This window comes from Candidatus Phyllobacterium onerii, assembly GCF_028331445.1.
GTDB lineage: Bacteria > Pseudomonadota > Alphaproteobacteria > Rhizobiales > Rhizobiaceae > Phyllobacterium > Phyllobacterium onerii.
Genome location: NZ_JAQMHX010000001.1, coordinates 1113375 through 1126260 on the forward strand (window position 1 = coordinate 1113375; position 12886 = coordinate 1126260).

Sequence of the window (12886 nt, forward strand, 5' to 3'; positions counted from 1 at the left end):
GCTGCGCATGCCTGTTGTCGGCTAGGGCGTCATCTGCATCAAAGCATCAGGCACTCTCGATTTGCACAGCGTTTGCTGACAATGGCGTTACGGCGCATGCCAGCAAAAGTCAACTCTTGGATCAGCCCAGATTTAAGAGTTCGTTACAATTGTGCATCATTTTATTCTGATGTTGTCAATAAAGGAACTGTTCCTTGAGAATTCGTTCGTTCCAGGAATGGTTCTTGTCAAACAGAATGGTCGCCCTGAGTTGAGATGCTTCTTCAACTGTGACCGATAGAACGGATTTTACTTCCATATGATCGGCGACGGCATTTACCGGCCGTTTCTCTGGCTCGAGGATATCGAACCGCACTGTCACTTTGTTCGGCAGCAGTGCACCGCGCCAGCGCCGGGGGCGAAAAGCGGAAACCGGGGTGAGGGCAAGGAGCCGTGCATCAAGCGGCAGGATGGGTCCTTGCGCTGAAAGATTATATGCGGTCGAGCCGGCAGGCGTTGCGACCATGACGCCATCGCAGATCAGTTCTTCCAGCCGCACCTTGTCATCGACGCTGATCCTGATCTTGGCGGCCTGGTATGACTGACGCAGCAGAGAGACTTCATTCAACGCAAACGCCGTGAACGTACCGTCGTCGGCGGACTCCGTTACCATTTTCAATGGCCGGATTGTCTCCGACTGCGCTGCCTCCACCCGTTCCTTCAGCGCGGTGTCGCTGAACTCGTTCATCAGGAAGCCGACCGATCCACGGTTCATTCCATAGATCATCTTGCCCTGGTTCATGTAGTGCTGCAGCGTCTGCAGCATGAACCCATCGCCGCCAAGCGCAACGATGACATCGGCATCCTTGGCTTCGGTCTGCCCATAGATATTAGTGAGATCATGCAATGCTGCGTCTGAATCCGGCGTGCCGGAGGAAAGAAAAGCAAATGTTTCAATTTTCCGGTTCATGGCTGCCTGCATATCCGAACGACTGGCACGTGCCTAACACGCCGGAAGCGATCTGGCAAAAAAGACCATAAAACATTCTGGAAAATGGCAGCGCTACGGGAAGACACCGAAGGAATGCTGTTGCAAGTCAATCAGGCGACAAGTGGCTGCCGCCAATGGATTGAATCTCCAATGTGCTGCGAGCGCGGTGTTTAAGCTGCGGCAGCCCGATAAAACCGCTGATAAAGCTCTCGCTCGAGCGTCGTCAGATCACTGCTCACCAGTGTCCGGCCATCGCTGTGCAGCAAGTACACCGCGCCGCTCTTTTCGATGCAACAAAGTCCATCGGCGTAGACGAAGCCTTCGCCTTCACACAAACCTTCCGCATGGAGATCGTCACTGTAGTCACGCGAACCTTGAAACTCCTCGAAGCTCATGGTCATCTCTTCAATCCTTCCAGCCGCAGTTGCCGCGTCATTTCAGGATTTGACCTGATTCGGCCCTCTGAAATCAACCCATAGTGGGTAGGTGAGCCTGATAACCACTATATTTTTGCAAGCGTCGGACTTTTTGTGCGCGCGGAGTACCACTTTCATCCAAACGACTTATGACAACCGTCCGGCAAGTTGTACCATTAGGATTGATGCAACTTGAGATAGGGAGTTCCTTTGTCACACATACGTTCTCAATGCAGCGTTGTATTATTCCCTCGGTCGATCGGGAGGACTCCCAAGTCCTGCCGATGATCGGCCTGTACTGGGAGGAGATAGAGATCTACGAACGCACAGCATCCCCCCGCCATGCGTTTGTCTCTCTCCTCCCTTTTTTCTCCATGAAAGCCATGCAAGGAAGCGAAATACGCCTTTCGGTGGATAGCAATATAGCTACACATACCGCAACCCGCAGCGGGTGTATTCTCGCCGCACTGACCGACTTTAGACCTTGATTGCACCCCGATTTAACGGTCAGCCTAGCTGGGAGGAGAAGAGACGCAAACGTTACGTCTTTTTCCTCCCCATTTTTGCAGAAGCCCCATATGGCGGCCTCGCGGATTTTTTCCTCAGCGTGCGCCTGCCTAGTGGTTTCTGCCCACGTTCAGAAAGATTGTCGCGATGTTCGCCAAATGGCCGTCGCCGCCTTCCCGGTACGCCTGACCGCCCGCTGCCGCTATCGCATCGAACAAACGGTTTCCTTCTTGCGCAGCTTTGGAGATTTCGTCGAAGAGCTGTTCGCTACTCTTTCCGTCGGTATATTTGTTGTTCACGTAAGCAACCAGCAGCCGTCTCCGCCGCTCGATGTCATCGGTCATCGCGCCGTAAAAACCCCAAACAAACCACGTTTCTCCAGTTTGCATATCGGCATCGCTGATTTGATTGCGCTGCCAGTCAGGAAGCTTGGCTCGTTGTGCATCGGCTGTTCTGCTTGCCAACTCGTAGGCTTCACTGTCAGTTTTGTTGCTTCCGGATGTCATGGCAACCTCCAATAAGCCAATCGGCTGGTCCGATACATCATAGCAACATGCACAGGTTGACGACAACCTTACCGCATGATGACGCCACGATTGACTGAGCCGAGGAAGCAGCACAGCAGAACGCCCGGCCATACACCCACCTCACTCCGCCAAATGCTTGTTTGCCGGCGTGCGCACAAATTTTCTCCTTCGAAACTCCCATTTATCCGATATGTATTTCTCACGTATTTAAATTGTGTAATCAAAAAATACAATTTTGTTGACTTTGGTCCGGCACCATGCGAATTTTGCGGCATCGAACTGGTCAAATGGCATGATCGACGGAAATTCAGCGGGAGGTTTTGATGAAGCGCGGCAAGAACAGCCTTTACGACGATCTCAAGCGGCAGATTCTAACGATGGAACTGGATCCTGATGAGGATCTGGACGAGGTGAGTCTGAGCGAGCGCTATGGGCTTTCCCGAACGCCTGTCCGCGAGATTTTCCGTCGCCTACAGGGCGAGGGTTACGTCGATATCCGCGAGAACCGCGGCGCACGCGTCATTCCGATGAACCATCAGACGCTTCGCCACTTCTTCCTTGTTGCTCCGATGGTTTACGCTGCCATCGGCCGACTGGCTGTCCAGAACTTCAAGCCCCGCCAGTTGTCGGATCTTAAGGATACGCAGGAGCGCTTCCGCAGCGCCAGTGTCAGCGGCGACGCCTTCGCCATGGTGCTGGAGAACAACCGCTTTCACGAGATCATCGGTGAGATGTCCTACAACGCCTATCTGCAGCCGAGCCTTGGCCGGTTGTTGATCGACCATGCCCGTATCGGTCACACGTTTTTCCGGCCGCGGAACGATGACATGCGCAAGCGACTGCAACTCGCCGTGGAACACCACGATGGCTTCATCGCTGCAATCAACGCGCACGACGAGGACACAGTCGTCGATCTTGTATTCGAGCATTGGGAATTGTCGCGCGAAAACATGGAGATGTTCATCGCGCCGGAGGGAATGAGGGCGGATGCGCTCGTTGAAAAACCCGCCACATCCATGGAGAAGGTGCCGTGACTTTCGAAGGTATCTATACGCCGGCGATCACGCCGCTCGGCCAAGATGGCCAGATCAACCGTGGCGCCTTTGCGGCAGTGCTCGAATCGCTCATCGAAGCAGGAGTGCACGGCATAATCGTAGGTGGATCGACGGGTGAATACTATTCTCAAAGCGCCCAAGAGCGTTTCGATCTTGCGGCCTACGCCAAGGATGTGATCGGTACGAGGCTGCCACTAATCATCGGGACGGGCGCAACCAGAACAGAAGATTCGGTCGAATACGCCAAAGCAGCAAAGGAAATTGGCGCAGACGCGGTTCTCGTTTCTTCCCCGCCATATGCCTTGCCGACCGAGCGCGAGAACGCGGTCCATGCACTCACTGTCGACCGAGCGGCCAATCTGCCAATCATGCTTTACAACTATCCTGCCCGTATGGGGGTCGTGATGGGGGATGAGTACTTCTCCCGGGTCGGCAAATCCAGGAACGTCGTGGCCATCAAGGAGAGTTCCGGCGACACGGCCAATCTCCATCTGCTTGCCCGCAAGTTTCCCCATATTGCGCTTTCCTGCGGTTGGGATGACCAAGCTTTGGAATTCTTCGCATGGGGTGCCAAAAGCTGGGTTTGCGCCGGCTCGAACTTTCTCCCGCGTGAACATGTCGCCCTCTACGAAGCCTGCGTGCTCGAAAAGAATTTCGACAAGGGCCGCGCCATTATGACGGCCATGCTGCCTCTGATGGATTTTCTTGAGTGCGGCAAGTTCGTTCAGTCGATCAAATATGGATGCGAATTGATCGGGCTCGAAACCGGAAGCGTTCGTGCGCCGCTGCGCCCACTCAATTCCGAGCAAAAGCGAGCCCTCCAGACTGTCGTCGCCAACCTAAAGCGCACGGTCGCCCATATCACGTCGGGAGCCAACCATGCATGAACCGTTGACCGCTGCCGAATATAAGGCGATTGCCGCGGACATCCCGTTTCCGACCAATGCTTTCATTGGCGGAGCCTTCCGTCCGGCAAACTCAGGCAAGAGATTCAAAACTACCAATCCGGCGACCGGCGAGACGCTTGCCGAGATCGCTGCGTGCGACGCCAGCGATGTCGATTTCGCCGTGTCCAAAGCCAAAGAGGCGTTTGATGATGGTCGCTGGCATCTCCAGTCGCCCGCAGAGCGCAAGGCCGTGCTGCTTAACTTCGCCAAGCTTCTCGAGCGGCATCGTCATGAACTGGCAGTGATGGAAAGTCTCGACAGCGGGAAGCCTGTGCGCGAATGCCAGACAGTCGACATCCCAGATACAATCCATACCCTCCGTTGGCATGCCGAGCTCATCGACAAGCTTTATGATCATACAGCACCCGTGGGCTCGAACGCACTGACTATGGTCGTGCGCGAACCCGTAGGCGTTGTGGGCTGCGTCTTGCCGTGGAACTTTCCGCTCCTGATGCTGGCCTGGAAGATTGGTCCGGCTCTTGCAGCCGGATGCTCGGTGATTGTGAAACCCGCTCAAGAGACAACTCTGACCACGCTTCGTGTTGCGGAACTTGCCCATGAAGCAGGTATCCCGGCGGGCGTCTTCAATGTCGTACCCGGCGGGGGCAAGGAAGTCGGTGAACCGATCGGCATGCATATGGACGTTGACATGGTGGCGTTCACCGGATCGACACCGACAGGTCGTCGTTTCCTGCGCTATGCTGCGGACTCCAATCTCAAGCGCGTGGTCCTTGAATGCGGCGGCAAAAATCCGGCTGTCGTTCTCGAAGATGCCGAGGACCTCGACCTCGTCGCCGAACAGATAGTCAACGGCGCGTTCTGGAATATGGGAGAGAACTGTTCCGCCACGTCGAGGCTCATCGTGCATGCCAAGGTCAAGGACGAATTGCTTGATCGGATCGGTGCCTACATGCGCGAATGGAAGATGGGAGACCCGCTCGATCCCGAAAATCGAATTGGCGCGCTCGTCAGCAAAAATCATTTCGACAAGGTGAACTCTTTTCTCGACAGTGTAAAAAGCGAGAAGCTCTCTGTCGCCTATGGCGGCGAAACGCAAAAGGGCATCTACATCGAGCCGACGGTCATTGACGGAGTTACGCCGGCAAGTCGCCTGTTTCAGGAAGAGATTTTCGGCCCGATACTCTCTGTCACGACGTTCAACTCCCTGGCAGAAGCCGTAGCTCTCGCCAACGACACGAACTATGGCCTGACGGCGTCCGTCTACACGGCAAGCCTGCGTCAGGCCATCAAGCTATCGCGGGAAATCCGGGCGGGCCTTGTGACCGTCAACTGCTTCGGCGAAGGCGACGCAACGACACCATTCGGCGGCTACAAAGAATCCGGTTTTGGCGGGCGCGACAAGTCGGTCTTCGCACACTACAACTACTGCGAGTTGAAGACGATCTGGATCGATGTATCCGAACGGTCAGTGGCCGAGACGGTGAGATGATCACGAAGCCTGTGAAACGTCTGCCGGCAGAAAACGGCATCTCGGGCTGGGAGGCGATCAGTAAGCGTTCGTTTCCCGTCCGGAGCCTCGAAGGCAGCGTGACGGCCGACTGGTTGATCATCGGAGCGGGGTTCGCTGGACTTTCTGCCGCGCGTCGTCTGGTCCAGCTTCGACCGAACGACAAAATCGTCGTTCTGGACGCAAGTGAAGTGGGCAAAGGGACGTCCGGCCGAAATTCGGGATATATGATCGATGTTCCTCACAATCTGTCATCAGGCGAATATTCGCGCGGCGGTACCGATGCGACCACACTCGAAATGGCCCAAAACCGACTGGCCATAGCATTCGCATCCGAAGCAGCTGCGGAATACGGAATGTCTCGTGAGACGTTCGATCCATCGGGAAAAATCAATGCGGCGGCGACTGCGCGCGGCATGAAGTTGAATATGGCGTTTGGTGAATCCCTCAGGAACGCCGGTGAGAAACATGCCTTTCTTGACGCCGCTGAGATGCGCGAACTCACGGGATCGGACTATTACCTTGGTGGGCTATACACACCGGGCGCAGTCTTGATTCAACCTGCCGATTACATTCGTGCCTTCGCGGCAGGGCTATCAAAGAATGTTGACTTGTTCGAACGCTCACCCGTTACCTCATTGAAACGGGACAATGGCATCTGGATCGCGTCGTCGCCGAAGGGGCAAGTCACCGCCAAGAAGGTAATCGTCGCTGTCAACGGCCACATCGATGATTTTGGATACTTCAGTGGGCGTCTGATGCACATCTTCGCCTATGCGTCGATGACCGCTCCTTTCCCCGCCAATGATTTCGGCCGCAGAATGTCCGGACGAGACCAGTGGGCACTGCTTCCGGCCGATGCAATGGGCGCCACGGTTCGCAAGATCACCTCCGGCGGTCAATCGCGCATCGTGATCCGCACGAAATACACTTATGAGACAACGATTACAGTGACGGATCGGCGCATGGCGAAAATGGCCGAGGAGCATCGCCACTCTCTTGATGCCAGATTTCCAGGCCTGTCAGCCGTGCCGTTCGAATTTAGTTGGGCTGGGCGTCTTTGTCTCAGTTTGAACCACGTACCCGCCTTCGGCGAGGTAGATGAGGGCCTCTATTCTGCGTGCTGCGAGAATGGCCTCGGTACCGTGAAAAGTACGCTTGCGGGCCTCATGGCCGCTGATTTGGCGACCGGCACCCGCTCCAACATGCTCGATAAATTTTCGGATCAGCCGAAGCCTTCGAAGCTTCCGCCCGAGCCGTTCGCCTGGCTCGGCGTCAACGCTGTGATCCGTTTGCAGGAATTGCGTGCAGGCCGCGAGGGATAAACCCTTACCGCGCAATGTGAAGACCGCGCCATACGCAGGTCTTCAACAAGAACGGGAACAAGAAAGCAGGAGAGTGACGATGAAGACTTTGTGGAAGGCGCTTTGCGCGGCGGCGGTGGTCGGTATGACCATGCTGTCTGCCCATGCCGAGGAGAAGACAATTACCGTAGGAACGATGTCCTGGGAGGACCTCACCCCTATCACTGGGATCACTAAACAAGTACTGGAAGACTCCGGTTACACTGTGAAGGTCGTGCCGTTCTCCGAGTGGGGCATTGCCTACGCTGCGCTGACAAAGGGCGACATCCAGATCCTCGCCTCACAGACTGACTACGTCGCTCAGGACTATTGGGACAAGAACAAGAAACGCCTCGAGAAAATCGCTCCAGTCTCTCACGGTCTGTTCCAGGGCGTGGCCGTCCCGAAATATGTGACGATCGACTCCATGGACCAGCTCAATGAAAACGCCGACAAGTTTGGTGGCAAGATCGTGGGCATAGAACCCGGTTCGGGACTGATGCGCGACACAAGCAATTCCGTCAAAGAGTATGACCTCAAGCTTCAGCTTGTTGAAGGCAGTACCGCGGCGATGACCGCAGCACTGAAGTCGGCCACTGATCGCAAGGAATGGATTGCAGTGACCATCTGGGAGCCGTCCTGGATGATGCAGAAGTACGATGTAAAGTTCCTGAAGGATCCCAAGGGCGTATTCCCACCACCCCAGAGCTACTACTGGATCGGGCAGAAGGGTTTCTCGGCAGAAAACCCACATGCCCGCGAGATACTCGCCAGCGTCTACGTCCCGCTCGCCGACATAACCGCGATCAACAGCGCAGTTAACGAAGGCAAGACCATGGACGAGGCTGTGAAGGATTGGACCGATACACACGCGGACCTTTTGAAGCGCTGGGAAAATATCAAGAGCGAGTGACCTTGAAAAATGCGGGTCGTCCCGACGCGGCGGCCCGCAATCGGCAACAATCAGACCAGCAGAAGGCTGGCTTGCGGGGAACGCGATGAACACGATCAACGATGCCAATGAAGTGCTAGTGGACTGCCAGTCTGTCTGGAAGATATTCGGTGCTCGCTCGTCGGCTGCTGCAAAGGCGGTTTCCGAGCGGGGGCTGTCCAAGTCGCAGGTTCTCAATGAGTTCAACTGCGTGGTCGGGGTCTCCGGCGCGAGCCTTCAGGTCCGGCGTGGTGAGATTTTCTGCATCATGGGCCTTTCCGGCAGCGGAAAATCGACACTTATCCGTTTGCTGAACAGGCTGATCGAGCCGAGTTCCGGTAAGATTACAGTGAAGGGCAAAGACATTGCTTCCCTCAATGCCGGCGAGCTCCGAGATATGCGGGCGCGAAATATCGGCATGGTATTCCAGAGCGTCGCACTTCTCCCGCACCGGACGGTGCTCGAGAACGCCGCCTTTGGCCTTGAAGTCCGAGGCATCGCAAAGGACGAGCGGAATGAGATCGCGCGGGCCGCGCTGGAAAAGGTCGGCCTCGGCGATTGGACAGCACGTTACCCGGACGAGTTGTCTGGCGGCATGCAGCAGCGCGTCGGTCTCGCCCGAGCCCTTGCGGCGGATCCTGAAATCATCCTCATGGATGAGCCATTTAGCGCGCTTGATCCGCTCATTCGCCGACAGCTGCAGGACGAGTTCCGGCAACTGACAAAGTCGCTCGGAAAATCAGCCGTGTTCATCACGCATGACCTTGAAGAGGCCATCCGTATCGGCGACCGGATCGCAATTATGAAGGACGGCGTGATCGTCCAGGTGGGCACCGCGGAGCAAATCGTCACCAAGCCCGCCGACGGTTACGTCGCCGACTTTGTGGCGGGCATTTCAAAAATCCATCTGGTCAGAGCACATTCGGTGATGCAGCCAGTCGCCGAATACAGGCGTTTGCATGCTGACGCCAAGCTGGACTCCCTGTTGCACGCATCGCCGGAGGCTGACATCGCCGAGCTGATCGATCTGACGATGCAGTCGGATCGCGACGCTGTCGCAGTGGTTGATAACGGCGCGATCATCGGTGTGGTGACCACACGTGGCCTGCTTCGCGGTGTTGCCGGAACGTCAGCGGCCACAGTGGACGTCGGGTAGAGGGGAAATGGCATGGATATCTCAGTCATTACCGATACGTTCGATGAATGGACAGACATCGCGCTTAGCTGGATCAGCGACAACGGTGAAGGCCTGTTCGACTTCATCCGCGCGGTTCTCGAGGGTACGTACGACAGCATCCTTTGGCTGCTTCAGCTGGCCCCGTTCTATGTGATCGCGATCATCGCTGCAGCGCTCGGATCGCGCCTGGTCAATATCTGGTTTGGTGCGTTGGCAGGTCTTGCCCTTATCCTATGTGCCTTCATGGGATTGTGGGCCGAGACAATGAGTACGCTCGCCCTGGTGATGACTGCGACTGTGCTCGCCCTTTTTGTAGGGGTTCCGATTGGTGTCGTTGCAGGATTTTCGCCGACACTTGACCGTGTCCTGGAGCCTGTACTCGACCTCATTCAGACACTTCCGCCTTACATCTATCTCCTTCCTGCGATCGCACTCCTAGGCTATGGACCGGCGACGGCACTTATCGCCACTGTTATCGTTGCGATGCCGCCGGCGATCCGGTTAACGTCACTCGGCATCCGTATGACACCACGTGAGTTCATCGAACTAGGCCAAGCGACTGGTCTAACGCCGTGGCAGATGTTTACCAAGATCCGACTTCCTTTCGCGGTCCCCAGCGTGATGGCGGGCATCAATCAAAGCCTCATGATGGCCTTCGGTATGGTCGTCATAGCGGGTATCGTTGGCTCAGGTGGCCTCGGTGAGACTATCTACGGCTCCATCCGAACGCTGGATATCGCTACTTCGATCAACGCTGCGATTGCCATTGTCATACTCACGATGGTCCTCGACCGGCTCACACAAAGCGCGGTCGACCGTATGAAGGAGACAGACCGATGAACCCTGAGTCATTCCAGTTATCACCCGGTAAGTACCTGGCTCCAACCGTCGATTGGCTCAACACCAATTTTCATCCATTCTTTGACGGGCTGGCAAGACTGATAGAATCCGTGTTGGGCGGCATCGAAACGGCCCTGTTATTCTTGCCGCCCTATGCGGTCATTCTTGCGGCCGTCGCTCTCGCTGCGGCCGTCACCAGTGTGCGTGTCGCTTTGATCACATTGATTTCCTTATCCTTCTGTTGGCTGGTCGGTTTTTGGACGGCTTCAATGCAGACGCTGGCTCTTGTCACGGTCGCGGTTATCATCTCGGTTTTCATTGCGTTTCCCTTAGGCGTCCTCGCGTCGCGGCACAGGAGATTTGAATCCGCCATCCGTCCAGTGCTCGACATCATGCAGACCGTTCCGCCTTGGGTTTATCTCATTCCGGCCGTCATGATCTTCAGCCTCGGCCGCGTGCCTGCCATCATTGCTACAATTGTTTACGGCATCCCACCGATGCTGCGATTGACGACGCTGGCATTCAACCAAGTCCCGAAAGACCTGCTTGAGCTTGGACAGGCGACCGGCGCGTCTCCAAAATCTATTCTTCTAAAAATCGAAATTCCATCGGCCATGCCAACGCTTCTGGTGGGCTTGAACCAGTGCATACTTCTATCGTTGGCAATGGTCGTTCTGGCCGGCCTCGTTGGGGCAGGTGGTCTTGGCGCCGAGGTTACGCGCGGCCTGACCCGCATGGAAATGGGACTTGGCTTGCGGGCAGGTCTGGCTATCGTCGCGATTGCCATTCTCCTCGACAGGCTGACGCGAGGCGCATTGCAACGCGGCCGTAACCCGGTTGGAACCGCGGCTTAAACCACAAAGAGGGAAGTCCGAGCCATGATTGATGTCGGCCGTGTAGGTATAATTGGAGGTTCGGGATGGCTGGGGACAGCCATCGCGAAAGCGCTTGTCGGTTCCCGCACAATTTCCGTTGAGCAGCTCACTTGCTCGTTCCGGCGTGGAATACCCGAAAATTCTGTGAATTGCCATTGGACAGGCGACAACAGTGAACTTGTGAAGAGGTCTGATGTCATAGTGCTCTCGGTGAGGCCGGATGACTGGAGAGCGGTTGACATCAATGCCGACCGACGACTGGTGATTTCGGTCATGGCTGGAGTGACGGTCGAAGACATCAAGCAAAGAACAGGCAGCACTCGTGTCGGCCGTGCGCTGCCCAATGCGGCAGCGGAACTCGGATATTCCTATACTCCCTTCTTCATAGATTCGCCCGAACCCAAGGATAGCGATACGATAGCAACGCTGTTTCGCAGTTGCGGTTTGGTCGATGCGGTGAGCGAGGAAGAGCATATCGACTATTTCACGGCGATGTCCGGCTCAGGTGCGGCATTCCCGGCTTTGCTCGCCGAAGCGATGATGGCGGACGCCGTCAAACGAGGCGTGCCCGCTGGCATAGCACGCCGCGCTGCAGAGCAGGTCATGATTGGGGCCGGCAGGCTTCAGGAAGTCAATGGTCTGTCGCCGGCTGACACCGTCAAGGCGTTCGTGGATTACAAAGGCACGACGGCAGCTGGCATCATTGCCATGCGGCAGATGGGATTTGACAGTACGGTTGGCGCCGGTCTCGATGCCGCATTCCGGAAGGCCCAGGCTCTTTCGATCAGGTCCAAGGAGGATTGACGATGAGATACAAACCTGCGGATTCTGGAACGCCGCGATTGAGGGTAGGCTTCGTGCTGGCGCGGTCATTCACGCTATCGGCTTTCGCCATGTTCGTCGACACGCTGCGCCTCGCAAGTGACGAGCTCGATCGATCCGGCCGCGTGCTCGCCGACTGGCAGGTTCTCGGCAGTACAAGGCACCTGATCAAATCGAGTTGCGGCGTCGAGGTGGCGCCAACGTCGGATTTCGTCGATCCTGCCCAGTTCACGTACATCGTGGTCGTCGGAGGGCTCCTCAACGTTGAGCGCCCAGTCGACTACGATACCATCGCGTTCCTGAAGCGCGCCGACGCGCAAAAAGTGCCTCTGATCGGTGTATGTACCGGATCTTTCATTTTGGCTGAGGCGGGCCTGATGAAAAACCATGAAACGTGCGTTAGCTGGCTTCATTATGAGGCCTTCAAGGAACGCTTTCCCGATCTGATCGTACGGTCAGATCGGCTCTATGAGCTCGACAGAACACGCGGGTCGTGTGCCGGCGGCAGTAGTGCGGCCGACATGGCGGCGTTGATTGTGCGCCAATCAATCAGCAAAGACGCCGAACGCAATGCGCTTGAGGTGCTGCAGATAGAAAGAGCCCGGACTGCGCTCGACGTGCAGCCACGCAGGCCTCTTGATATCGACTGTAATGATGATCGTCTGAAGTCCATTCTTATTGTGATGGAGCAGCATGTCGAAAACATCATCAGCCTCAAGAAACTGGCGGACTCCGCCGGTGTCTCGCGTCGCCAATTGGAGCGTCTTTTCCAGCAGAAAATAGGAAAGTCGCCTGCTCAGGTCTATATGGAACTGAGAATGCAACGGGCTCGGGCGCTGCTTTCGCAGAGCAAAGCTCCATTGATCGACATCGCCATAGAGGTCGGCTTCGAAAGCGCCGGGCGCTTCGGAAAGGTCTTCAAAAGGACTTATGGCCAAACGCCTCGCCGGATGAGGGAAGAGATGGCGCATTGAGCAACATGGCGGCCAGATCCGTTAGCGCGAGATT

At 56.2% G+C, this 12886-nt stretch carries 13 protein-coding genes; 10 read left to right on the forward strand and 3 right to left on the reverse strand.

Annotated features, from left to right (window positions below; all coding sequences use genetic code 11):
* Positions 1–175: 175 nt before the first annotated feature.
* From PHA01_RS05340 to PHA01_RS05350, 3 genes are all read right to left on the reverse strand, one after another.
* Positions 176–949 (reverse strand): NAD kinase, encoded by a 774-nt coding sequence (locus tag PHA01_RS05340; RefSeq protein WP_271893819.1) that lies wholly within the window; start codon positions 947–949, stop codon positions 176–178.
* A gap of 191 nt (positions 950–1140) precedes the next feature.
* Complete coding sequence (locus tag PHA01_RS05345; RefSeq protein ID WP_271893821.1) at positions 1141–1371, reverse strand: hypothetical protein; 231 nt, start codon at positions 1369–1371, stop codon at positions 1141–1143.
* 632 nt (positions 1372–2003) lie between these two features.
* Positions 2004–2399 (reverse strand): hypothetical protein, encoded by a 396-nt coding sequence (locus tag PHA01_RS05350; protein WP_271893823.1) that lies wholly within the window; start codon positions 2397–2399, stop codon positions 2004–2006.
* Between the two features lie 344 nt (positions 2400–2743).
* Here PHA01_RS05350 and PHA01_RS05355 point away from each other — a divergent pair, with 344 nt between their 5' ends.
* The 10 genes from PHA01_RS05355 to PHA01_RS05400 all read left to right on the forward strand — a co-directional run bounded on the left by PHA01_RS05355 (position 2744) and on the right by PHA01_RS05400 (position 12852).
* Positions 2744–3454, forward strand: a complete 711-nt coding sequence (locus PHA01_RS05355; protein WP_417020903.1) for a GntR family transcriptional regulator — start codon at positions 2744–2746, stop codon at positions 3452–3454.
* On the forward strand, positions 3451–4362 hold the full coding sequence (locus PHA01_RS05360; protein WP_271893826.1) for a dihydrodipicolinate synthase family protein: 912 nt from the start codon (positions 3451–3453) through the stop codon (positions 4360–4362). Before PHA01_RS05355 ends, PHA01_RS05360 begins: the two co-directional genes overlap by 4 nt.
* Positions 4355–5872: an aldehyde dehydrogenase gene (locus tag PHA01_RS05365; RefSeq protein ID WP_271893828.1), complete on the forward strand. Its 1518-nt coding sequence runs from the start codon at positions 4355–4357 to the stop codon at positions 5870–5872. Before PHA01_RS05360 ends, PHA01_RS05365 begins: the two co-directional genes overlap by 8 nt.
* Entirely contained in the window at positions 5869–7215 is a 1347-nt protein-coding gene (locus tag PHA01_RS05370) for an NAD(P)/FAD-dependent oxidoreductase (RefSeq protein WP_271893829.1), read from the forward strand. The genes PHA01_RS05365 and PHA01_RS05370 overlap by 4 nt, the downstream gene beginning before the upstream one ends.
* A 79-nt stretch (positions 7216–7294) precedes the next feature.
* Positions 7295–8146, forward strand: coding sequence for a glycine betaine ABC transporter substrate-binding protein (locus tag PHA01_RS05375; RefSeq protein ID WP_271893830.1), 852 nt, complete (start codon positions 7295–7297; stop codon positions 8144–8146).
* A gap of 85 nt (positions 8147–8231) precedes the next feature.
* On the forward strand, positions 8232–9320 hold the full coding sequence (locus tag PHA01_RS05380; protein WP_271893832.1) for a quaternary amine ABC transporter ATP-binding protein: 1089 nt from the start codon (positions 8232–8234) through the stop codon (positions 9318–9320).
* Positions 9321–9332: 12 nt separating this feature from the next.
* Positions 9333–10181, forward strand: a complete 849-nt coding sequence (locus tag PHA01_RS05385; RefSeq protein ID WP_271893833.1) for an ABC transporter permease — start codon at positions 9333–9335, stop codon at positions 10179–10181.
* Entirely contained in the window at positions 10178–11035 is an 858-nt protein-coding gene (locus PHA01_RS05390) for an ABC transporter permease (protein ID WP_271893834.1), read from the forward strand. Before PHA01_RS05385 ends, PHA01_RS05390 begins: the two co-directional genes overlap by 4 nt.
* A 24-nt stretch (positions 11036–11059) precedes the next feature.
* Entirely contained in the window at positions 11060–11860 is an 801-nt protein-coding gene (locus PHA01_RS05395; protein ID WP_271893836.1) for a pyrroline-5-carboxylate reductase family protein, read from the forward strand.
* Positions 11861–11862: 2 nt separating this feature from the next.
* The gene (locus tag PHA01_RS05400; protein ID WP_271893837.1) at positions 11863–12852 is read left to right on the forward strand and encodes a GlxA family transcriptional regulator; all 990 of its coding nucleotides are present in this window, start codon (positions 11863–11865) and stop codon (positions 12850–12852) included.
* Positions 12853–12886: the final 34 nt, after the last annotated feature.